Annotated in this window: 23 protein-coding genes and 1 pseudogene; 7 read left to right on the top strand and 17 right to left on the bottom strand. The window is 38.5% G+C overall.

The window, feature by feature from the left end:
* Positions 1-3 precede the first annotated feature (3 nt).
* Positions 4-477 (bottom strand): VOC family protein, encoded by a 474-nt coding sequence (locus tag MHB79_RS08705; protein WP_050944912.1) that lies wholly within the window; start codon positions 475-477, stop codon positions 4-6.
* A gap of 160 nt (positions 478-637) precedes the next feature.
* On the opposite strand from MHB79_RS08705, the gene MHB79_RS08700 reads away from it, so the two are divergent.
* Positions 638-1,081 (top strand): DUF2188 domain-containing protein, encoded by a 444-nt coding sequence (locus MHB79_RS08700; RefSeq protein WP_268493759.1) that lies wholly within the window; start codon positions 638-640, stop codon positions 1,079-1,081.
* Positions 1,082-1,104: 23 nt separating this feature from the next.
* On the opposite strand, the gene ku is transcribed toward MHB79_RS08700, so the two are convergent.
* Positions 1,105-1,953 (bottom strand): non-homologous end joining protein Ku, encoded by an 849-nt coding sequence (gene ku / locus MHB79_RS08695; protein ID WP_003211891.1) that lies wholly within the window; start codon positions 1,951-1,953, stop codon positions 1,105-1,107.
* A 116-nt stretch (positions 1,954-2,069) separates the two neighbouring features.
* On the opposite strand from ku, the gene MHB79_RS08690 reads away from it, so the two are divergent.
* Both MHB79_RS08690 and MHB79_RS08685 read left to right on the top strand, forming a co-directional pair.
* Positions 2,070-3,935: a DNA ligase D gene (locus tag MHB79_RS08690; protein WP_340989511.1), complete on the top strand. Its 1,866-nt coding sequence runs from the start codon at positions 2,070-2,072 to the stop codon at positions 3,933-3,935.
* 34 nt (positions 3,936-3,969) lie between these two features.
* A complete protein-coding gene (locus MHB79_RS08685; RefSeq protein ID WP_268458595.1) occupies positions 3,970-4,665 on the top strand; it encodes a YoaK family protein in 696 nt (231 codons plus the stop codon).
* A 41-nt stretch (positions 4,666-4,706) separates the two neighbouring features.
* On the opposite strand, the gene MHB79_RS08680 is transcribed toward MHB79_RS08685, so the two are convergent.
* The 3 genes from MHB79_RS08680 to MHB79_RS08670 form a co-directional block, all read right to left on the bottom strand.
* Positions 4,707-4,928, bottom strand: a complete 222-nt coding sequence (locus tag MHB79_RS08680; protein WP_008343948.1) for a hypothetical protein — start codon at positions 4,926-4,928, stop codon at positions 4,707-4,709.
* Between the two features lie 458 nt (positions 4,929-5,386).
* Positions 5,387-6,499, bottom strand: a complete 1,113-nt coding sequence (locus tag MHB79_RS08675; protein ID WP_050944915.1) for a response regulator aspartate phosphatase — start codon at positions 6,497-6,499, stop codon at positions 5,387-5,389.
* 255 nt (positions 6,500-6,754) lie between these two features.
* On the bottom strand, positions 6,755-7,084 hold the full coding sequence (locus MHB79_RS08670) for a BclA C-terminal domain-containing protein (protein WP_308218267.1): 330 nt from the start codon (positions 7,082-7,084) through the stop codon (positions 6,755-6,757).
* 634 nt (positions 7,085-7,718) lie between these two features.
* Here MHB79_RS08670 and MHB79_RS08665 point away from each other — a divergent pair.
* Positions 7,719-8,090 carry an iron chaperone gene (locus MHB79_RS08665; RefSeq protein WP_050944919.1) on the top strand — a complete coding sequence of 124 codons (372 nt, stop codon included), beginning with the start codon at positions 7,719-7,721 and terminating at the stop codon, positions 8,088-8,090.
* A gap of 52 nt (positions 8,091-8,142) precedes the next feature.
* Here MHB79_RS08665 and MHB79_RS08660 read toward each other — a convergent pair whose 3' ends face one another.
* Positions 8,143-8,724 carry an undecaprenyl-diphosphatase gene (locus MHB79_RS08660; protein WP_340989508.1) on the bottom strand — a complete coding sequence of 194 codons (582 nt, stop codon included), beginning with the start codon at positions 8,722-8,724 and terminating at the stop codon, positions 8,143-8,145.
* Positions 8,725-8,863: 139 nt separating this feature from the next.
* Complete coding sequence (locus MHB79_RS08655) at positions 8,864-9,406, bottom strand: GNAT family N-acetyltransferase (RefSeq protein WP_340989506.1); 543 nt, start codon at positions 9,404-9,406, stop codon at positions 8,864-8,866.
* Positions 9,407-9,613: 207 nt separating this feature from the next.
* On the opposite strand from MHB79_RS08655, the gene MHB79_RS08650 reads away from it, so the two are divergent.
* Complete coding sequence (locus MHB79_RS08650) at positions 9,614-10,075, top strand: macro domain-containing protein (protein ID WP_212046736.1); 462 nt, start codon at positions 9,614-9,616, stop codon at positions 10,073-10,075.
* 80 nt (positions 10,076-10,155) lie between these two features.
* On the opposite strand, the gene MHB79_RS08645 is transcribed toward MHB79_RS08650, so the two are convergent.
* The 8 genes from MHB79_RS08645 to MHB79_RS08610 all read right to left on the bottom strand — a co-directional run bounded on the left by MHB79_RS08645 (position 10,156) and on the right by MHB79_RS08610 (position 19,776).
* Entirely contained in the window at positions 10,156-10,632 is a 477-nt protein-coding gene (locus MHB79_RS08645) for an immunity protein YezG family protein (RefSeq protein WP_268458599.1), read from the bottom strand.
* 6 nt (positions 10,633-10,638) lie between these two features.
* Positions 10,639-12,564, bottom strand: a complete 1,926-nt coding sequence (locus MHB79_RS08640; protein ID WP_310023829.1) for a T7SS effector LXG polymorphic toxin — start codon at positions 12,562-12,564, stop codon at positions 10,639-10,641.
* A gap of 176 nt (positions 12,565-12,740) precedes the next feature.
* Positions 12,741-13,898: an MFS transporter gene (locus tag MHB79_RS08635; RefSeq protein ID WP_340989502.1), complete on the bottom strand. Its 1,158-nt coding sequence runs from the start codon at positions 13,896-13,898 to the stop codon at positions 12,741-12,743.
* 292 nt (positions 13,899-14,190) lie between these two features.
* A complete protein-coding gene (locus MHB79_RS08630) occupies positions 14,191-14,757 on the bottom strand; it encodes a flavin reductase family protein (protein WP_335355659.1) in 567 nt (188 codons plus the stop codon).
* A 299-nt stretch (positions 14,758-15,056) separates the two neighbouring features.
* Positions 15,057-15,335: an ArsR/SmtB family transcription factor gene (locus tag MHB79_RS08625; RefSeq protein ID WP_417894476.1), complete on the bottom strand. Its 279-nt coding sequence runs from the start codon at positions 15,333-15,335 to the stop codon at positions 15,057-15,059.
* Positions 15,336-15,406: 71 nt separating this feature from the next.
* Positions 15,407-16,588 (bottom strand): MFS transporter, encoded by a 1,182-nt coding sequence (locus MHB79_RS08620; RefSeq protein WP_335355657.1) that lies wholly within the window; start codon positions 16,586-16,588, stop codon positions 15,407-15,409.
* A 193-nt stretch (positions 16,589-16,781) separates the two neighbouring features.
* Positions 16,782-19,118, bottom strand: coding sequence for a molybdopterin-containing oxidoreductase family protein (locus tag MHB79_RS08615; RefSeq protein WP_335355656.1), 2,337 nt, complete (start codon positions 19,116-19,118; stop codon positions 16,782-16,784).
* 100 nt (positions 19,119-19,218) lie between these two features.
* Positions 19,219-19,776 (bottom strand): NAD(P)H-dependent oxidoreductase, encoded by a 558-nt coding sequence (locus tag MHB79_RS08610; protein ID WP_268420691.1) that lies wholly within the window; start codon positions 19,774-19,776, stop codon positions 19,219-19,221.
* A 184-nt stretch (positions 19,777-19,960) separates the two neighbouring features.
* Between MHB79_RS08610 and MHB79_RS08605 the strand changes: the two genes are divergently transcribed.
* Entirely contained in the window at positions 19,961-20,839 is an 879-nt protein-coding gene (locus MHB79_RS08605; RefSeq protein WP_340989499.1) for a LysR family transcriptional regulator, read from the top strand.
* Positions 20,840-20,948: 109 nt separating this feature from the next.
* On the opposite strand, the pseudogene MHB79_RS08600 reads toward MHB79_RS08605, so the two are convergent.
* A pseudogene (locus MHB79_RS08600) lies at positions 20,949-21,144 on the bottom strand (response regulator aspartate phosphatase); the annotation flags it as partial.
* A gap of 152 nt (positions 21,145-21,296) precedes the next feature.
* Positions 21,297-21,716, bottom strand: coding sequence for a MarR family winged helix-turn-helix transcriptional regulator (locus tag MHB79_RS08595; protein WP_340989497.1), 420 nt, complete (start codon positions 21,714-21,716; stop codon positions 21,297-21,299).
* A 112-nt stretch (positions 21,717-21,828) separates the two neighbouring features.
* On the opposite strand from MHB79_RS08595, the gene MHB79_RS08590 reads away from it, so the two are divergent.
* On the top strand, positions 21,829-22,815 hold the full coding sequence (locus tag MHB79_RS08590; RefSeq protein WP_340989495.1) for a YhdH/YhfP family quinone oxidoreductase: 987 nt from the start codon (positions 21,829-21,831) through the stop codon (positions 22,813-22,815).
* Positions 22,816-23,211 lie beyond the last annotated feature (396 nt).

The raw sequence follows: 23,211 nt of genomic DNA, 5'->3' as shown, positions 1-23,211 counted from the left end.
TTGTCAATCAATAAACGGATTTTTCTTTCGATCCCAGTCCTCATATGTCATGATATCGTGGTCTTCTTCTGTATCAAGCTCAAGCGGGGCAATGCATTCAAGCAGATTTCCATCTGGGTCAAGAAAATAGATCGCTGCATGAAATTGCGGCGGATTATCGAGAACTAAAGGCTGCTTCTCTTCTGAAAAGCCAAACATTGGGTGAATGCTGATGCCTTTTTCAACCAGCCAAGCCTTGATTTGTTCGATACTAGAGGTTGTAATTTGAAAAGCAACGTGCCGTGTCGAGGGATGATATGGGAAGTCATTGATATCTACTTTCCACAAGCCAAGCCAGCTCTTCCCTTTCTCAATCCATAAAAAAGCAACTCGTTCATTTGCGTGAGCAAGTGTCAATTCCAATTTTTCATAAAACGCAATAGATTTCTTTAAGTCACTCACAGGTAAATGGGCTTCATACAAACCTTTTATCATCATCAAAATCACTCCTTTTCTACCTTCTATTCTGCGGGAATTGATGAGATTCTGCCTCAGCAAAACGATGTATTTTATCCCCTTCATTGGTTTGAGAAGAATGATATGTTTGATCGATTACATATGGGGGAAGTTGTTCAAATAAAAGAAAGGAGCGCTTTATATGCCTTGGACGATGAATGATTATCCTGCTTCATTTAAATCATTAGACAACGTCATTCGAAAAAAAGCGCTTGAGATTGCGAACAAAATGATGCAGGAAGGCTATGACGAAAGTAGAGCCATCCCAATTGCAATCAGTCAAGCGAAAGAATGGAAAAAGAACGCAACGGAGAAAGAGATCGAGAATGTCTCAGCTCATGGTTCTGTCACGCCATCTAAAGACAGCAGCTCCGCAAGACCAGAGCTTATGGATCATGCGCAGCATGTCGTCAAACACGAAGAAGGCTGGGCGGTTCAAACAGAGAAAGCAAAACGAGCAAGTGAGGTCAAAGAAACGAAACAAGAAGCCATCGACCGGGCAAGTGAGATTGCATCTAATAAAGGGACTTCTGTTGTTATCCATAGAAAAGATGGGAGCATTCAGGATGTGTTAAAACCGCAGTAAGACCGCTCAAAAGCGGTCTTATTTTATGCATTCTTTTCTTTTTTCGCTGGTGCTTTTCTTTTTTTAGGTGCTGCCTTTTTCGCTTTGGCTGGTTTTGATCGGTCGATTGAAGCCTGTAGAGCTGCCATTAAATCGGTCACATTGGATGCAGGATCTTTTTTGCCTGTCGTTTCTGGCTGAACTGTATGTTCTCCAGATATTTTATCTCCAATTAAATTCATCAGCTGTTCTCTGTATTCATCCTGATAGGCAGCTGGATCGAAAGTTGTGGTTAATTGCTCGATTAAAAGAAGCGCTGTATCTAACTCCTTTTTTACAATGTTTTCTTCTTGGGGGATATTCGGTACATCTGATACCTGTCTAATTTCATCAGGGAAATGAATGGTTTCCATCAGTAAAATATGTTCATAGCATCTAACGATTGCTAATTGCTCCTTTGAGCGGATCATAATCTTTGCGACACCAATTTTCCCCGATTCCTCTAAAGCTTTTCTTAATAATGAATAAGCCTTCGCTCCGCCGGTATCTGGTGATAAAAAGTAACTTCTTTCATAATAGATTGGATCAATCTCTTCTATCTTCACAAAATCAATGATTTCAACGGCTTTTTCTTCATTTTCTTTTCGCAGCTTTTCAAGCTCTTCCTCGTCTAATTCAATGAATTTATTTTTCGCATACTCGTACGCTTTGACGATTTGTTCTGGTGCCACCTCTTCACCGCAATTGGCACATACTTTCTTGTAGTTAATGGGCGTGTGACACTCTTTATGCAGCTGCCTTAATTTAATGTCTTTGTTCTCTGTAGCGGTAAACAGCTTCACTGGAATATTGACTAGTCCAAAGCTAATGCCGCCTTTCCAAACTGTATGCATCGCGTCACCTCCGTTCTTTTCTCCTTACTATGCAATGTTTTCGTTAGACTTATGTATGTGAATGAAAATTTCATCCCACTCTAAGAACACATTATACGAGGAAGTGACATGCACAAATGAAACCTATGCGATTAACGGCTGCACATGAGGTTCCTACCGGTGCAGACTGGGTGTATGAATTAAAATATGACGGCTTTCGAGCCATTCTGACGTGGGATCAAAACGAGATTCATTTAGAAAGCAGAGCCGGAAAACGATTAAATGAACAGTTTCCTGAGGTGATTGAACAGTGCGAACAATTAAGGGATCAGTTTGCTCTTTTTTTACCTCTGACGTTTGACGGGGAATTGGTCTTTTTACTGGATGAACAGCAAAGCGATTTTGCGAGGGTTCAGCAAAGAGGCAGGCTGAAAAACAAAGAGGCGATTAAGCAACAGGCTGAGCGGTTTCCATGTCATTTGATCGCATTTGATCTATTAAGATGCAAAGGGCAATCTCTAATTGATTTACCGTTGATAGAAAGGAAAAAACAGTTACAGCAAGTTTTCCAAGCAGCAAAACTTCCTCCATCTGTACTGCTTGAACACCCTTCCCTTCTTCAACTCATTCATACAGACACAAATCCTGAACATATGAAAAAGCTGATGACGACGTATTTAGCAGAAGGACTCGTTGCGAAAAAAGGGACGAGTAAATGGCACGACAATACCCGGTCAAAAGAATGGTTGAAAGTCAAAAACTGGCGATATGTCTCTGTCATAGTGACTCATTTTGATAAAGAAAATGGCTACTTTCAAGGCTGTATTTATCAAGATCATCAACTCACCGAGGTTGTCCAATTCAAGCATGGATTTTCTAAAGAAGAAGAACAAACGCTTCGTACGCTCTTTCAAACAAAAGGCAAGCAGGCAGGGGCATCAGGATATGAAATCCCACCTTCTATCGTCGCGAGCATTGCTTGTATCTCCTTTGATGGATCCGCCTTAAGAGAGCCGCGTTTTTCTTCCTTTTTACTAGATACTGATCCAGCGACGTGTACGTTTCAGCAAATGCTCAAACAGCTATATCCGCTCCCTGCTGTGATTGACATCACTCATCCCGAAAAACCGATTGTGCCAGCTCTTCATCTGAACAAGGCAGATTACTTACTTTATTTAAGACAAGCCGCTCCCTATCTCTTGCCCTTTTTACGTGAAAGACGGCTGACTTTAATTCGGTTTCCTCATGGCGCCGGGGATGAATTCTTTTATCAAAAGTCGACACCTGATTATGCGCCAGATTATGTGTTGACCGATCAAGCTGATGATATTGCTTACACGGTCTGTAATGACCCTCAGACGCTTCTTTGGCTTGGCAACCAGCTTGCAATGGAATTTCATATTCCTTTTGAAACAAGGGATACGAACCGGCCGGTCGAAATCGTCTTTGATTTAGACCCGCCGTCTGTTAACGAGTTTCATCTAGCCATAGAAGCTGCCAAGCGAATCAAAACGCTTTTAGACGGTCTCTTTCTCACAGCCTTTATTAAAACAAGCGGTGGTAAAGGACTGCAAGTTTATATTCCATTAAAGAAAAATGCCTTCACATATGAAGAAACGAGGACATTTACCGCGTTTATATGCCAATTTTTATGTGAACAAGCCCCTGAGCTATTTACTTTGGAACGTCTTAAGAAAAAACGCGGCAAGCGCTTGTATTTAGACTATATTCAGCACGATGCTGGAAAAACAATCATTGCGCCCTATTCACCAAGAGGAAATGAGCTTGGACTTGTAGCAACACCGCTTGAATGGGACGAACTCCATCAAGATGGACTTCATCCTTCTTTGTTTACCATGCCAGCTGTGATAGAGCGTCTAAAGGAAAAAGGCAATCCATTCCGACGCATGAGGCACCTTGCAAATGATGACACTTTCAGACAAGTTTTGCACCGGCTTGAGGACATTATCCCGGCACATAAGATGGACATACGCGGTCATTAAGCGTTACACTTACTCATTAGAGAGTAAGAAAGGGATGACCATTTTGACCGCACATTCATTTCGAAATATAGCACTTATTTTCTTGTGCCTTGCAGCAGGTATTGTGGATGTGATTGGCTATTTGAGCTTAGGGCATGTATTTACAGCCAATATGACAGGTAATATTGTGCTACTTGGCATTGCAGCAGGAAGCTCCTTGCAGCTTACGGCCCTTCATTCCATCACCGCACTGAGTGGATTTGTATTAGGGATTTTACTTGCTGTTGTGATAGGCGGAAAGCATGAGAAAACATTTTGGCCGAAAGCCGTTACACGTATCTTTATCATAGAAGTCCTGATACTGCTTCTATTTGTTCTCATGACCATTTTCCCTTATACACAAGGTGCTTATTTTATGCTCATTATCCTTTTAAGCATGGCCATGGGCCTGCAGACAGCGGCCGCCCGCAAATTAAATGTGGCTGGCATTTCCACAACGGTTCTAACGAATACACTCGCCAACCTATTTGAGGATTTGGCTCAGCGCATTTCACATCGGGAAAAAAGAACAGCTCCCATTCAGCATGTCAGTTTCATGCGAATAGGCTCTATTGTCTTTTACTGCCTAGGTGCTGCATTAGCGGCATACACAGATGCATTCGATCCGTTTATCATCATTTGGCTGCCTATCTCTATCCTAGGGGTCATTGTGATCACTGCTGCATTCAAGCACTTTCATCAATTGAAATAGCCAATCGAAAGATGGCTATTTCAATCTCTGTAATGAAACCACTAATAACTTCTTACATAAAAACCAGGAGGACGCCCCATAATGAACGTGGAGCCGTATGGAGAATATCCAGAAAATGTCCCGAATCCACCATATCCAGGATAACCTCCTAAACCAGAGAACACGCCAGGGCTCACATAATACCCGCCAAAGCCAATATGTGGCCCCACTGCTCCTCCGCTAAAACCGCCTCCATGAAAACCTCCATATACCCGTGGGTCCATACAATCACCTACCTTCTAGATACACTTCATCTCATCATATGCATGACAAATGGAGCGGTGTTCCCGCTTTTTCTTTTACTTCTATGTACAATAGACCAATTTGAGAAAATTTGAATGAAAAGTCCTGCAAAAAATTAAATTAAGCAAAGAAAGGTGACCTTTTTAACTTGTTGCTCTGCCCTATGTTTATTTAGAATAATGAGGCAGGTAACAAATTTGCACACCCCCTTTGTTGCGAATTCTTCTTATTAAACGTTCTTGTAGCGTTTAATAAGAAGAGCCTATTAAAAGACAAAAAACCCTTGCTGACGATAATCAACAAGGGCAAGAGATAAATGGTGGATTAACCACCAATGATTTTTTCTGCTACTTCGAAAGAACCCGCAACGTTTTGAGTAAGAACTGACGCAGCGATCGCTAAACCTACAACGAATAATACTTTTAAACCTGTTTTCATCTTAAATCAACCCCATTCTTTTCATATGTAAATCCGCTTCTAAACTTTTGTTCAAATAAAAAACAGACTGCTCATAAAGTGCTTGCTTTTCACAATACTTAGCCGCAAAATGTGAAAGCTCTTTTACTTCATGATATTCATTCTTCTCTTCTAACTTTCTTAATTTCTCATCAATTTGTTGAAATCTTTGTGGTGCATTCGTTAAGTAAAGGTCATGGACGATGCCTATTTTCAGCTGAAACACTTCATGAGAAGCATCTTTTATTCTCGCATACGCAGCCTCTATATAGTGGCTTGCACGCTGCTTTTCACCAATCACACAGAGTTCCCGGCTCATCAGATACGTAGAATGGAAAAAGAAATCCGACTCGTAATATTCTTGATGGGACAATGCTTTTTCAAGATGACGTATTGATTCTTTCGGTTTATTCCAAAATGAATATAAAATGGCCACATTGTGATGAAGCTGAGCCAGCATAAAATCATCCTGCTCGCTTGTCAAAACCTCTTCCGCCAAACGATAATTTTCAAGCGCCTCTTCATACCGGCCGATCTCTGTTTGATTCGCCGCTATGAGGGAATATGAAAGTGCCGTTCTTCTTTCATAATGCTTGTGCCGTTTATAAACGTGAAGGGCTCTCCTGATATAGCTTAGTGAGAGCATGATATGACTAAGCCGGTAGTAAAGCCAGGCCACCTTAAAATCAAAATCAGCACGTTCGATCTCACTTGGAATTTTATCTAAGAGCTTTTCAGCACTTTGATACATTTGCAATGCAACCTCGTAATTCCCTTGATGCTGCTCATACACACCCTCATAAAAATCAAAATAGTAGGCAAGGCGGTTAGATAAGTCATCCTCTTTTTTCCCGTGGAGACCTTCCATACTTTTCGTTGAAACACTGCCCTTTTGACCTCTTAAATTGTACATGAGAATGTGATGCCTCTTCTCAAGAAGAGAATAGTACATAAGGATGTCCGCATCATCAATTTCCTCTACTGCTTGTTTCGCTTTAGCAAATAGCCGTTCTGCCTCATCTGCATGATCTTTTTTAATTTCCATGTTCCAGTCATTTAATAATGATGCCAATTCCGCAACAGGAATCTTGCTCATTCTACACCCCCAATCACCTTCAGCTGCATCACATGATTTCACTAAATATGGAACTTCTATTAGCAATTGCTAATTAGTCCATTCGAGATCATTTTAATATGAATCACTTAAATCTTCAATAACCGTTTCCTTTGAAAAAGCTTTTCTTTTTTCTAACCAATGATGTTTGCGTAAAAATTCCGTCTTTTTTCGGTTTTAAAATAAACAATCATCTCGGATGAAATGAAAAAAGCCCTTTTTGGGGGCTTTTTGTACTTATTCCAATCGTATGATGGTAAGTGCCGCTCCAACAGAACCTCCCCCAAGTAACACCACTGTTGCGACTAAACCGAAAATTTGGAGAGAAATTTGGTTACCTGCTGCAAGTGTTGTAATGAGTGATACGTTGTAGGTAGATGCCGATAAAGCGGGTGTTAATATAGAACCAGGAATGGCAGATCCGCTGTTAACCAGCCTTGTTCCAGCAAGCAGCGCTGCATTTGTGTTCACTTGATAAGTGATGAAATAGCGACCCGAGACTGGCACTGTAAAAATCGTATTTCCACCACTTGCCGTAAAACCATCTAAACTCTGATTATTAGGCAAAGAAACCGCTGTCCCGCCTAGGACAACAAGCACTGGAGGCGTACATTGAGTTAGCGGTTACAATTGTGCAGGATCGGTTATTCCTGTTGGACACTTCTATCAAAGAACACCCATGAGTAGAAAGATTCCGCATATTTCCTGATGAGCAATAAAGGAGAACTTATTGGACGTTTGTGAGTAAAGCTTTCATTTTTTGTTTGATTGTTTATCTCTTTCAGTTTACTCATCAACAGGTTTGTCACTTTCCATCAGCCCAATTCAATGCTGTATACAAATCCATATGGTCTTTTATCATATGTGCCTATGACTATTTTGTGCGATTCGTCTAAAGATCAGTAAACTTATTATCAGCGCAGCTTTTCATTTATCCAGTTTCTTTATATAATATGATCAATAACTTCCGCGCCTCAGTAGCTCTAGAAGGGAAGAGCGCCGTAAAACAAATTGTAGCTGGCGGGTCGCAAGGCAAGGGTTTCAGAAGCACCGAAAAGTACATGAGCTGAGACAGGCGAAACTCCTGTCGGTGAAATTCCGTAGGGAAGCGTGTTGCCCCTAGCCTATGCTTACGAAAGGAGTGCGGGTTCGAATCCCGTCTGAGGCTTATGAGGTCGATGGAATGGGAGGATAAAACATCATGCATGTGTTTAAAGAATATGTAAGCAACATCGGTAACCCAGAGCTGAAGCAGCGCACGCAAGACATTTTACAATGGATATTAGACACATTCCCTCAACTAGAACCAAAAATTGCTTGGAATCAGCCCATGTTCACAGACCATGGCACATTTATTATTGGGTTTAGCGTGGCAAAACATCACATTTCTGTCGCACCAGAAGGAAAAGGAATCGATCACTTTTCAGCTGACATTGTACAAGCGGGTTACGATCATGGAAAAAAGATGTTTCGCATGAAGGAAAGCTTACCAGTTGATTATCCTCTCCTAAAGAAAATCATCGAATTTAATATCGAAGATAAAGCGGATTGTACAACGTTTTGGCGAAAATAAAAAGTACCCCGATCTGAGCCATTATCAGATCGGGGCATTTTGCTGCAACATGTTATTTTGTTCTCTTCCTTACAACGTTCTGCTCAAGCCACTCATAACATGACAAGATGGCATTCACGCTCCTTTGACATATCGGCAAATAGACAACTGCAACCGCTATTAAACACGCTATAACAGCCCCTGCTAAGACATCAAAAGGATAATGGACACCTACCCATATCCTAGAAAAACCAACGGCGCACGCTATGATCAGCCAATAAACATGGCGTTTGTGAAAAAGCCAAAAGATCAGACATACAGAAAAAATAAAGATGGTATGATCACTCGGAAAAGAGTTATTCACTTCCTTTTGAATCAAAAGATTGACATGACTCATTTCGGCAAAGGGCTGCTGGTTGGAATAAAAAAATCCTGCAATTTTCCCAGTTAACTCTGCCAATATGAAAGTAAGTCCAGCAGATACCACCATCCCCCTATTGGTTTCACTTCGATTTTGAAACCATATGAACAGACACGTGAGCGCTGCTAACAGCACAGTATATTCAGCTAGTCCAATGAATATCGGATTCAAATAACCATGATCGATACTGAGCTGATTCACCCACCTAAATAAATCTTCATTATATCGCTGCATCTCATTTCATTCCTTTTTCCTCGATTTATGACAAGGATAATTGAAATAAGATGACTCTTCCATCGATTGAACGAACAAACCATGGAACCATATGACATGTTTGTCACTTTGCTGTCACTGACATCATTTACTTACTGCTCTATAGAGAGTGATGCTGCTCCCATTCCTTTTTAAGTAAAGCATATTGGTACGTGTTTTCATATTTAGGGGTGCCATCCTCATATGTAGTAAATGAAATAAACTCAAGAAAAAGGCCTTCTCTCCGCATGCCTAATCGCTCACATAATGCCTGCGAACGGACATTATCATCTTCTACATAGGCATAAAGCCGCCTTGCTGCCTTTTCTACAAATAAATAGGACAAAAGCGCCACAGCGCTCTCTCGTGCATATCCCTTTCCTTCATATGCTTCATTGAAATTCCAGCCGATTGAATACGTATCGGGATCCTCTTTTAAATGAAACAACTCACCGATAATCTGCCCACTTTCTTTTAAACAAACCGCTACATATGAATGGTCTTTTTTTCTCTTTTGCACTTTAGCCAAAGCTTCTTCTAATGAAGAAATTCGATCAGCGAGGAAACAATTTACTCTTGGATTAGACAAGTACTCAAGCATCCCTGCTGCATCTTCATCGCAAAACGGTCTAAGCATTAAACGATTCGTTTCTAATTGATTCATAAATGACTCCTCACTGTTTTTGCTTTATTTCGTGTTTTCTAGTCTCTTCATATTTTAGATGACATGCACCAGCTTTGACAATCAAGTTATTCTGAAGTGTCTTCAAATAAACGAAACTCATAAAAAGCATTTTGCTATTAAATCATTTGGTCAAAACTGATAAAATAGAACTTATGTTTCTATTTTATGAAAAAGGGGTTACACGATATGATCAAAACAGTGGATGGCAACATTTTAGAGGCAAGTGAAGACATCATCTGTCACCAGGTGAACTGTAAAGGGGTCATGGGCGCTGGATTAGCCAAACAAATCAAAAGCAAATACCCCAATGTGTACAAAGAGTATAAAGAATTATGTACAGAACAAGGAGATGACTTGTTAAGCTCCGTTCAACTCATCACAACTAATGACGGAAAAACAATTGCCAACTTATTTGCTCAAACCGGATACGGAAGAAAAAGAATGCAAACGGACTACGATGCCTTACGCAGCTGCTTACAAAGCCTAAAAGACACAGTAACCCATTCAAATGAAAAGAAAAACCATACTTCCATCGCCATTCCCTACGGGATCGGCTGCGGACTGGCGGGCGGCGATTGGGCGATTGTGGAAGGCATGATTGAAGAGGTATTGGGTGGGTGTGAAGTGACGGTTTATCGGTTTAGATAAGTGAATTGAGGTATTTATATTATGAAATATATAAAATTCAGGCATACAAAAACCCTCCTTGATTAGGAGGGTAATTCGTGTTAGTTGTTGTCTTTATTTTTTAAATAATTTAATACAGCTTCTTTATCTTCCTCATCTTCAGGGAGAAATCCAAAGGTTTCATATTCCCAAACTGCTATTCTCTGTATATTGTCAATTCCTAAAGAATAAACATCTTCGTATCCAAAATCAATAGTGAATTTCCCTGAAACATCTAATTGGAGAGTAGCTGTTGTCCAAGCACCTAAATCATTTTGTATATATGTCTTTTTCAACTCTTCAAAAATTTCACTAAGTTCGTATAATAAGTGGATGTATGTTGACTTACTTACATTATATTTATGAGGAATTTGATGTCCATTTACATATTCTTTTTCATTTTGCTCATTAAAATAAAACACTATCTCAGCCGAATCATCAAGTATTTCTGCATACATCCAAACTTTATCCCAATCACATGGTATTAATTCATTAATTGATTCTGCTATTTTTTTATAGTTTATTTCTAATTCTTCCATTGAGTTTTAACCTCCAGGTTGATTCTTAATAAATGCTTGAGAATAACGTTCTCCAATTTTATACTCCACAGAGAAACTAACAGGTCGTAATGAATCTCCTTTATAGATAGGTTCAATGCTCACTGCTACTTGTTTAGGTGGGTTTGAATTTAAAGCTTTCAACCACCGTTGCTCCATAGTGTACCATTTCCCGCCACTACGATTAATCTGTGAATTCATCGGAAGCAGGTTATCAATATCACCTGAACCTTTAAAAATTGACGCAATTAAATGCCCACCATCATCATCCAGTAATCGATCTGGCTTACCTGAATTAGATTGGGCGTATTGGTTTCTTTTGACCTCTCCGTATTTTAAATCACTTGCTTCAACTTTGACAATACGTCCGTAGTGATCGGTTGTGTAGGTGTAGCCTTGCTTTGTTGAATAAACGACATTTGGTTTTAATACTTTTTTACGTTTCCATCTAACATAGTGATCTCCGTAACTGACAACAGCCGGTGGTGATTTAGGTGCTGGTAATCGTCTGCCTGTCTTAGAGATTCCGTAGCCTGAATTGTTGTCGAGACGCTTTGCCATGGAGAGGAGTTTATTTTTGAGATTTTCGCCGTCAAATACATTGTACGGAAGCTTCGGTCCACCAGCCATTTGAAACTTTGGTGAGTACGGCAATAGATTCGGAATAGAGACTCTGTCTAATGATTTTGCTCCTTGTTCAAGCCCTTTCTTCACTGTAGTTTTGGCCGCGGTTGTCCCTGTTTTTGTGATGGCTCCTGCCCCTTTGGAACCAAAGACGATTTCTGCTAGTGAACCAGTCGCATAGGCGAACCAGTGTGAACGAGAATACGCATCACCATCTATGACTTCTTTTTGGAATGAGTCTGAAATTGATTTTCCAATCGCTTTCGATGTTTCAATTGGATGAGAAACAGCCGTAATGACTGATTCTACGGCACCACCAGGGTCTGTCACAAGATCATATATTCCGGTCACTGTATCTTTGGCCACATCATATAGACCAACTGCAGCACCTTTTACACTATCAACGAATACCTCTGATGCTTCTTCCTGCGCTTTGATTTGGAGCAGCTGGCTGTAATACATCTTTTGATCGTAAGAAAGATTTTCATATCCAATTTCGTCTACAATCTCAAAGTATTTCGCTTCTGATATACACGAAGGATCATTGAGCTTTTCTTTCAATTCTTTAATTCTTCGTTTCTCTTTTTCTTCTTTTTTCACTTTTAAATATGCTTTCACCTGTGCATCGATTTTATCATGATTCTTGTACACATCTGTCTCATGAAATGCTTTTGCATCATAATACATGGGCTGAGCGTTCTTTCCTTTTCCTGTAGCAGCCATCATCTTTGCATAAAAAGTTTTGAGGTGATTCTCAATCGCTTCTGATTTTGCGTATTCTGTTTTTAGCTCATGATCTATTTTATGTAAAGCATCAATTGTCTCTTTTCTTTTTTTGTTCGCATCGTCTAAATGTTCATTGACCTCTTTACTTGAAAATGTGTGTAATTCAATCAAATCACTGATATCGTCAAAAATAGTGGAAAGAGCTTCTTTTTGTTCCTTGACCATATCTTTATTGTTCTGAATGCCTTGCTTCAATTGAGCATCTAGGAAGTGCTCATCAATAAATGTACTCCCGCCTAATGATTCATCATCCAGCTTTCCTTTCACTCCATCTAAAAAAGCTTTTTGCATATCGATAAAATCAAGATAAGTGTCTGTGTATAGTGCAAGATCATTATAAAAAGCTTTGATATTATCTGCACCTTTTCCAGTAAACTCATCACCTAATCCCGATACACCTTTTAATGCTTTTTTCACAAGTTTCATCTCTTCTTGAAGCTCATGATAGGCCTTTGACCTCTGTTCGACAGCTGATAGTAAAGATGGAGCATCTAATATTTTCATATAAAAAAGACTCCTTTTATGGAATATTCTTTTACTAGAATACCATAAGGAGCCTGACACTTTAATCCACTTTATCGTTTTTTAACCAATTATCCTCCAGAGCTGCCTTTGAATGCCACTATTTGGGCATTATTATGCAGAAGTTGAATCATATACAAAGAGGACTCTGAGTTTCTTTAAACTGTTTTTCGTTTAGACAGAACGTTGTCAACTACAGTAACTACGACAGCAATAGCAAGGGTAAAAGCCCCAATCCAAGAAAGATAATTCAACAAACCATTTTTGACAGCAATACCGCCGATACCAGCTCCACCTGCCATTCCAAGTTGTCCCAAAGCACTGTGTAAACTAAGCACAATACTTGCTGCAGCAGGAGCAAGACTTATTAGCTGAAATTGTATTGGCGAGCCGGAAGACCAAGCTGCAAGTGCCCAGAAAATAAGCAATACATAGAAAAGAAAAGCAAATTGACCGATAAACGGGAATAACAATAGTGCAATAGCGTGGAGTACCATTCCTCCAGCTAATGTCCTAAACGCCCCCCACTTATCTGTACTAAAGCCTCCTAATTGGGCTCCAATAGCACTAGCGATACCAAATATAAAAAGAGCTGTCGTTACCCCATGGTTACTCATTCCGAATATGTCTAGGAAATATGGTGAAATGTACGTAAATACAACCGAATATGCACCTAACCATAGAAAAGTGATGAGCAAGTATGCTGCGATACGTGGTTTCATAAAAAATTTAAACTGTTCACGCAAAGGTACGGGTTCTTCATCAACTGTTTTTGGTATAGCGAACAACGTTAAGACAGAGAAAAGTAATCCTACTGCCCCAAGTCCAATGAATATGACATTCCAATCATAATGTGAAGCCACAACTCTTCCTATAGGTACACCTGCAACCAAAGCAGAACTTTGTCCCATAATAACTGTAGCAATCGCACCCCCTTGCTTTCCTGGAGCTGCTAAAACTGCTGCGAGGGTTAGAACTGTGACCTGCATAACACCAGCACTTAGGGCAGAAATGATTCTAGCCGCCATTAGCATTTCATATCCTGTTATCATCGCAATAAGAATATTAATGACAGAGAAAACGGTTAAAGCATAGACAAGAAGTTTTTTTCGGTCCATTCGAGCCAACATAGCAATTAGAAAGGGGGTCCCTGCACCAAAAGCTACTGAAAACACAGTGATTAACTGTCCTGCAGATGAAACTGAAATGTGATTAGCCTCAGCAATTTTGTCTAAGATTCCCGCAATAACATATTCTGATGTACCATTAAGAAAACTAATGGCAGCTAATAAATAAATTTTCCATATATTTGACAAAATAATTCACACCTATTTGTTTTATATTTCGATATTTCTAGAAATACAGATTTATTTTCATAAATTAACCGAGCGCTTGAAAAATTAACTGTAAAGAGCTTAAAGTGTTACGCTTCTTATACTTTTGGAGAACTTGCTTTGACTGGCTTTTACAATGTAGACAGGAACAAGTTCCAATTAAGTTACAGGTTCTGAAAAAGCAGTGGTAGTTGGAAATGTAACTCTCAAACAAGATAAGTAAGAGCTATGGGCGCCCTCCTTGGTAGAGAAAGGCCACTTTTTTGCTGATTTTTTACTTGTTCTTAAGATACAGTCCATCCTCAAAAGCATCCCCTACTTTCTCTCCTATTTTATGGTAATTTCTACTTCCCCGATCAAATACAAGCGGACTGAATTTATCCAGATTGACTTTACCTTTCTCATCTAGTATATCCTCCTCAACACTGATGTTCACGATTTCAGCAATCATGCGCCATTCTTTTTCATCATAACTTTTCACTTTACACTCTAACGCAAATGGAAGTTCCTCAATCAGTGGTGCATCAACAAAGTCCGCCTTAACTGCATGAAATCCAGCTCTTGCAAATTTATCTGGAACCTCGTTTCCAGTTTCATTCCCAAGATAATCACATGCCTCAAGAAAAGACGCATCTGACATGCTTACGGTAAATGCACCATGCAGCATGATATTCTTTAACGTCTTTCGTTCTGAACTAATGCAGATTGAAATTTCATTTTCATTACTAATACCGCCCCATGTAGAAGCCATGGCATTCGGAATTCCATTTTCGTCATACGCTGCAATAATAAAAACTGGTTGTGGTAACACGTAAGATTTTGCTCCAATATTTTTTCTCATCATCTTTCTCCTTTTGGTTTTATATTTCGGTATTTCTAGAAATTTAGATTTAATTTCATAAATTAACCGAGCGTTTGAAAAATTAGCTGTAAAGAGCTGATTTTTGCATGTAGAAAAAGTGACCTTTACAGTTTCTTTAAAAATGTTTTATAAAGGTGACACCCATGAATTTAACGCGCTTATGATAAAGATAGATGATTCGCTTTAGCTTTTTTATATAAAGTACTAGTAATGGATCTACTCAAAATTTAGATGAGAATACCTATCGAGTAATTTAGCCATAATCCGGACAAGAAAAATTACTCCATCACATATGGAGCATACTTTCCAATCAATTCACGGTCTAGGCTGTAGTATATATATGTACCTTCTTTATAAGTACTTATTAGCCCGCAATCAGTTAATTGTTTTAAGTGATGGGATAAAGTTGATCCGGCAATTGATTCAAGTTTTATTCCTATATCTGAACAACATAAATTTGCTTCATTAGCAAGCAAACGAGCAATTTTTAATCGGGTTGGTTCACCGAGTGCTTTATATATTTTTGTCGCCTGCTGTAACTTCAAGTTATCCTCCATCATTATCACCCCCTTTCCTGAATAAATACTTCAAATGAGTACTGGCTAACCTTACAGTTATAAGAATAGATTTATTTCACAGATACCCCGTCTCCTTTAGCATGTACTGGCTTAGTGATTTTCCATCCCAATAACATAACAATGAAACCTAAACATATTAGAAGATATAATGTTGGAACGAAGCTACCTAGAAAATCATGAAGAAAACCGATGATAAATGGACCCGTTGCACCAATCATGTATCCAATTGCTTGAGTCATTGCTGACCAAGTACTTGCTTCCATAGGGGACGATGCCTTATCTATTGGTAATAATAAAGTGAGTGAGACAAGACCACCACTGCCAATCCCTAGACATATACTTGAAACAATTGGTGTCACGTTTGTAAAACATAAAAGAGATAAGCCCGTCATTACACTAAGGGTAAAGATTATAATCCATAGTCTTCTACTTGGCAGCTTCTTCAAGAGACTAGGCAATAAAAGAGTAGCTGGCAGCTGAGCAATCATAGCTATTGTACCTACAAGACCACCAAATGCTGACGTCCATCCTTTTTCCTCCACAATGGCTGGTAGCCAAGCTGCAAAACAATAAAACATAAGAGTAACAAGCCCTACAAAAGAGGTTAATAACCACGCCTTTTTATTTTTTAATGGCAAAATGGCATTTCTCTTTTGTGATGCTGTTTGTGTATGAGATTGTTTAATGACCATAAGCCATAGTGGGACAGCGATTAACGCAAGAATACTCCAGAATGCTAATCCATTTTTCCATGAATTATTGAGCCAATGTTGAAGTGGTGACGTTAACCCAATAGAAATGGATGCTCCAACGACCATTGAAGTAGAATATATGCCTATCATGGAGGCTGCCTTCTCCGGAAAGTGACTTTTGATGAAACCAGAGAGTAAAGGACTTACAATTCCGATTCCTGCGCCAATGAATAAAGCCGTTATCAATAGATAGATTGACGAGTTTGTAAAGAAACGCAAAAACGTTACAATACCTATAAAAGCGATAAAAAATGTGATGGTTTTCTCTGATTGATAGCGATTTGCTAAACGACCAGCGAATAACGAGCAAAAGCCAAAACATAATAAAGGAATAGATGTAAGTAGACTAGCTGAAGCAGAACTCATCCCTAATTCATTTGATATTCCGTGCAAAACTGGACTAACTGATGTTATACCAGGCCTAAGATTAAATGCAGCTAATATAAGTGCAAATAGAAATAATATATGACGACTGATCAAATTTGTTACCTCCGATACTTTTCTTGATGTGTAATCCTATTTAATGGTACATGAAGCCATAACATAAATAAAATGCATATTAATCATGTAACACATAAACAAATTGATATGACATTTTTAGTATAAAAGCAAAAAGCTGAAGCCTCCACCTCTGGGAGTCATCAGCTTTTTTGCTTTAATTAGGGCAAAGGATCTATCCTATCTTATAAATCTGACATCGATAAGATTTTAATGGTTCAGAACCTGATATGGGGTCAACCTCATCGGTACCTATTAATTGATTGACATTTGCACCTTCTACTGAAAATGGATCAAATCCAGCTAATTCAAGTTCATCACACTCATCCCACCAGCCCGCTTGAGTATATATTGTCCCCACGGGTATACTTTCTGTCAGTCGAGCGACTGCCTTCATCCTGCCGAAAGGAGAGGCTAAATAAATCCATTCACCTTCATTTAGCCTATACATTTGAGCTGTTTGGGGATGAATTTCAGCAAAAGGATCGGGATGCAGTTTCCTTAGTCTAGCAATATTACGATGCTGGCTATGACAAAAACCTTTTAATTTAAAAGAAGAAAGAACTAACGGAAAATCATTCGATTGATTCTGATATTGCGGAACAGTTAATGGTTTTTCAAATTGGGGCAGTGGATCATATCCATGCTCTAACAAAAACTCGGAATAAATCTCCAGCTTTCTTGTCGGAGTAGAAAAACCTTTGACTCTTTCATTCATTTTTTCTCTATATTTACAATATTTTATTTTTAAGGGCACAGACAGACCTTCAGGGTGAGATCGAAGTTGGTCTAATGTGACATTCACTGGTTTAAGATAGTCATTAAACGCTTTCTCAATATTTCCATTCCAAAACTCTTCTTGATAACCCATTTCAACCGCTATTTCCATGATTATTTGTAGATCAGGACGAGCTTCCCCAGGAGCCTTTGACATTGCAGGTTTGTATTGAATATGTTGAGCCGTTTGTAAATTCCCTTCAAAGCCTGCCAACAAACTTGGGGACTCCCATGCATGTGCAGCTGGTAATACAATGTCTGCAAACTTCGTCATTGGACTATGAAACATGTCAACGTGTACATGAAATTCTAATTTTTTCAAGGCTTCTATCATATTCTTGGTTCCAGGGTTTTGAGTGACCATATTACCCCCAAAACTTAACAACCCTCTCATATAATACGGAGATTCGTTTAATACAGCATGAACAAAATCATACCCTGAAGCAGATATTTTTGGAGCACCTAAAGGTCTCTGATCTAATCCTAAACGCTTCTGCTCTTGTGAAGTTGGCAGTAAATCTTGAACTTTTATTAAGTTTACTGGTAAAGACGGAAGGATAATATTCCCCCCTTGCTTATCAAAACAACCGGTCAGACTATAAAGGATACATAATGCTCGATTGGTAGATGAACTATTTACATGCTGTTCTAATCCATTCCATGAATAATAGGCTATCGGATTTTCTTGGCTTAATAATTCCCCAAGTTCCGTTAATTTCTCAGCTGGAATACCCGTTATTTTTTCCACATGTTCCATTGTAAATGAAGATACTTGTTTCAATAATTGAGAAAAAACGGTTTCTGAAGAAACGTCCTCATTTTCGTATTCGCCTGAAAGTAAAATATGTTCTGACCATGTCTCAGGATCTGCCCGAGTATCGATTTTAAATGGCTTCTGTTTTTGATCAAGAACTAAAAATTCATATGGCTGATGATGTGCTGGTCGAAGGAATTTTCCTGTTCGCTTATCCACTAAGAAAGGGGCATTGGTCCATTGGAGAAGAAATTGCTCATCATACGAATGGTTCTCAATTAAAAATTGAAGACACCCTAATATTAAAGCGATATCAGTTCCATGATTCGGAGCAATCCATAAATCTGCTGCGGCAGCTGTCGTTGTTCGGCGTGGATCGATGACTACTAGTTTACTGCCTCTTTTTCTAGCTGCCATGAGCCTTTTCCAAGTCTGAAGATTCGTATCTGCTGGATTGTGCCCCCATATCAATATCAAGCTAGCATGTTCAATGTCGGGTTGAGGCAATCCAACACCATATGTGTATTTTGATCCCTCGTCCCTTGCCCACTGGCAGACATTGGTATGAGAAATATAGTTGGGGGTGCCGTATAGATTCATCAAGCGCTGTAAATATGGCCCCCAGCTAAAACTTCCGCTTGCACCAACTGTTGGAAAAGTGTAAGAAACTGTTTCTGCCCCTGTTTCAGAACGAATCTGTTTTAGTTTACTTGCAATGGTTTGGATGGCTTCTTCCCATGTGATTTTCTCCCATAGTGGATCTTGCCCCTTTGGGTTAGTTCTCTTTAAAGGAAAAACGATGCGATCAGGATGATTGACGATTTGAGGTGCTGCTGCTCCTTTTGGACAGATTCCCCCATTCGGATGATTTTTATCCGGGAGCACCTTTACTAACTGATCATTTTGTGTAACGGATATCACTCCACATTTTGAAACGCATTGCGAACAAAATCCCGCTCTTCTTTTTTCACTAGTACTCATCATCCTTCTCTCCTTTTTAAGATTGAAGTCATTGGTCAAAACTAGGAATTTTTTCGGGCGAATGGTGAAGCATACATCTCAAATACGGATTTCTGTCATTTTAAGATAAAGAAAATACCTCTTCTAAATGCTGATCCGTCTTTTCAAATACTTTCTCCATGTCAGGCTTGAGCGCCGAATGATTTGAGAGTGTTTTTAATGGTTTCATCCCTATGAATTGCTGTGCTTTGTGCATTGCAACTAGGACCTCGTCTACTTCCTTCCCCTCAAAGAAAGGCTGCTCTATCGGATTATCGAACACCCATTCACCTGCACCCCAAGTAACAGAAAGCATGTAATGACGTCCTTCTAATAAACCTCCTTCACCATAAATATCTGTCCCTCTATAAAAAATTCCGTGCTCATATACAGTATCCATGTACTTCTTAAATGCAGCAGGATAGTGATACCAATAAACTGGTGTTTGAATAATCACAAAATCAGCCCATTTGAATTTTTCCTGTTCTTCTTTTACATCATAGTGATTTGCAACAATTGTGGTTTTAACATGATAAAGTGGGCTTAGCTTGTCTACCATTCTTTCTACTAATGTCTGGTTTAATTGGCCTTTGGCCATCTCATGGTACTCATGTGCGTTAATGATTAAAATATTTTTCACGTTAATCCTCCTATAAAATTCAAACCCAAAATGATAAGGTTATGATGATCATCACCTTAATGAGTATGATTAACCTCACTTATTGTCTCGGATTATATCTTGAAGTTCTATTTTCTTTTATGGTACATTAAGTTCCAATATAAATGAAATGCATATTAATCATACAGGAGATAACAAAAACGCTATGAATAGATCGCAAATTCAACTAATTGTCCAAATTTCTGAAACAGGAAGTTTTACAAAAGCCGGTGAGGAATTACATATGACACAGCCGGCTGTAAGTCGAGCCGTAGCGACAATTGAATCGCAACTAGGAACAAAGTTAATTGAAAGAGATAAGAAAAATGGCTTGTTTTTCACAGATATAGGAGAACGTATATTGGTTATTTTCAGGAAGGTTCTAAGTGAATTACAAAAAGTAGATGAATTAGTTGCAGCTGAACAAGGGTTAGAGATTGGGAAGATACATATAGGAGCTTACAGAACTGCTTGTACTAGATTTATTCCTAAAATCATACGTGCAATGGAGAATCAATATCCAGGCCTAGAAATCAAACTTTCAGAAGGGAGTGTAGATCAAGTTAAAGAGTGGTTACGTTCTAAATACATTGATGTGGGCATTATTATTCCACCTGATAAAGATTTTGATACCGTACATTTAATGAAAGATCAACTGATTGTACTGATGCATTCAAGCCATCCTTTATATCAGAAAGAAATAATAAGTATTCCCGACTTACAAGGTGAAGATATACTATTGGGGAAAGGGGGTTATGAGGTACAAGTTCATGATTTATTTAAAAAGTATAACGTAACTCCTCACGTTCGGTTTGAAATGGAGTATATAGAGACAGGGTTAAGTATGATACAAGAAGGTTTAGGAATAACCATTACAACTAAAAAAAATATTTGGTCACTGCCAGACCAAGTCGTTTTTCGTGAATTAACACCAGATACGTTCAGAGATATCAATATTGCAGTGCTTGATATGAAAGATATATCCAAAGCAACAGATGTCTTTATTCAAACAGCTCTTAGGCTTTTTGCTACCGAAGATGTTTAACAGTCTCTGGATAATTATTAGTATTGCAGCATACCAGAAAGTTGATGATTTGACTTTTCGTTTTTATCAACGAAGTCTGCAATAGATAAAGACCGCTGCTGTGAGGATTTTATATAATCAAGCATAAGCTGATGGCGAAAGCAAATTAATTGATAGTAGATCAGTAAATCCTGGTCTTCTTCTATTTATTCAATCTTTTGTTCTACCTCAGCTTTCAAAATCTCTGCGTCTGGGACACTGAATTGCAGGATCATTTTATACCATTCATTTATTTTCACACCAACATGTGAAAGAACTTTCTCCATGCCTCACTCTCCTTCCACCAAATCTCCTTATGTGACATTTATTATGACTTGCAGAAATTCACAAAGCATCGAACAGAAACCGCAAAAAGGCTCCAGTAAAAGAGCTTTTTTGCGGTTATGGATTTAATATGAAGCTTGTTTATAAAAATACATCATTGGAAATTATTTATAATTGTATTCAATGCTTTCTTTAGCACAACCTTATCATGTTTTGACAAGTTTTGAAGCGCTGTTTTGTTCAGCTCAATTGTTGCTGCCTCAACTTGATCTCTAATGACTAAAGATTTTTGAGTAGCATCTACTAAAATATTTCTTCGGTTTTTTGGATCTATTGTGCGTTCAATTAAGTCAGCTTTTTGCATTTTATCTAAAATTCCAGAAACTGTTGAGGCTTCTAAATACACAAGTTCTCCAATTTGTTTGGGAGATAGCTGGCCCTCTCTCCACAAACAGTTCAACACACCATATTGAGCGGGTGTCAAATCACATTCCTCTAAAAGCTTACTAAAGTACTTAAACACTTTATTTTGACTAACACTTAGTAAAAAATTTATGCACTCTGATAATTCCATCGTATCTCCCCCACATTGACTTCACCTATAATATCATGGTATTTTTTTAATTGAAATACTTTTGCACCAGAAATGTTTTGTCATAATATATTTTTAGAGAGGAAGATAAATAGTGGATTCATTTAAAGCGATTCTAGTTACAGAAAAAAATGATCAAGTTAGTTATGATCTTCAAAATGTAAGTGTTAATGATTTATCTGAGGGAGAAGTATTAATTAAAGTTGCATATTCTTCAATCAATTATAAAGATATGCTGGCTGTTCAAAAAAATGGAGGTGTTATTCGTAACTATCCGATGATTCCCGGAATTGATTTAAGTGGAACGATCGTTCATACAACAGATAATCGTTTCGTAGAAGGTCAACAAGTTATTGTAACAGGTTTCGCTATGGGCATGAGCCACACTGGAGGTTTTTCAGAATATGCTAGAGTACCTGCGGATTGGATTGTTCCTTTGCCAAGTAACTTGACTTTAAAAGAAGCGATGATTTTTGGAACAGCAGGCTTTACAGCCGCTCTTTCGATCATGGCTTTACAAGAAAATGGTATGAATACAAAAAATCAACCTAATATACTCGTTACGGGCTCAACTGGTGGAGGTGGTAGCATCGCTATACAATTATTATCTAAAATTGGGTACAAAAATATCTTTGCTTTAGTGCGTAAAGATAATCAAGTTGACATAGCAAAATCTTTAGGAGCAACTGATGTCATTTTTGCAAACCAGTTAGGAGAGCTAAAAAAACCATTAAACAAGCAAAAATTTGACTTCGTATTAGATACTGTTGGAGGAGATGTAGCTTCTGTATTAATCCCTCAAATTTCTTACGGTGGAAGCATGAGCATGTGCGGAAATGCAGGTGGAATTAAATTAACAACAACTGTGTTACCTTTTATTTTAAGAGGGATCAACCTTCTAGGGATCGATTCTGTAAATGTGCCAATCAATAAACGCAAAGTAATTTGGAACGAGATAGCAAACGAGTGGAATATCTCCCAAACGACTCTAGTCAATGAGATTACTCTCGATACGTTACCTGAAAAAATTGAAGCCATTAAAAATGGCCAACATTTGGGAAGAACAATTATTAAATATTAAAATAAAACAAACTTTATTACACAAGACAAAAATTGAATTTATTGATACAGCTACCCCATCCGGTTCAAGATGGGGTACATTTGTTTTAATATCCCGGATAGAAGTATACAGCAATCAGAGTCTTTTACTGATAATTAAAACTCTTGATTTTAGAGCAAAAAATCAAATGAGCTATTGAGACCCAAAACCTTTACATCAAAACGGCTCATAACATGACGCTAGACTCGTTCTTAGTGACGTTTACCTGTATGAGTTGAATTTAGTAACTCTCATTGAAAGATGGATATCCCCTACCGAAATCATCTTTATTCAATACATATGATCGTATACTTAAACAAGTAGCCATACCGAAAATGCTCATCCATGCCCTTCGCTATACCCACAAAAACAAAAACC

The sequence above is a fragment of the Bacillus sp. FSL M7-0558 genome, from assembly GCF_038003245.1.
Taxonomy (GTDB): Bacteria; Bacillota; Bacilli; order Bacillales; family Bacillaceae; genus Bacillus; species Bacillus pumilus.
The sequence above is the reverse complement of the archived record's forward strand: the minus strand, read 5'-3'. Positions and strand labels throughout refer to the sequence as shown.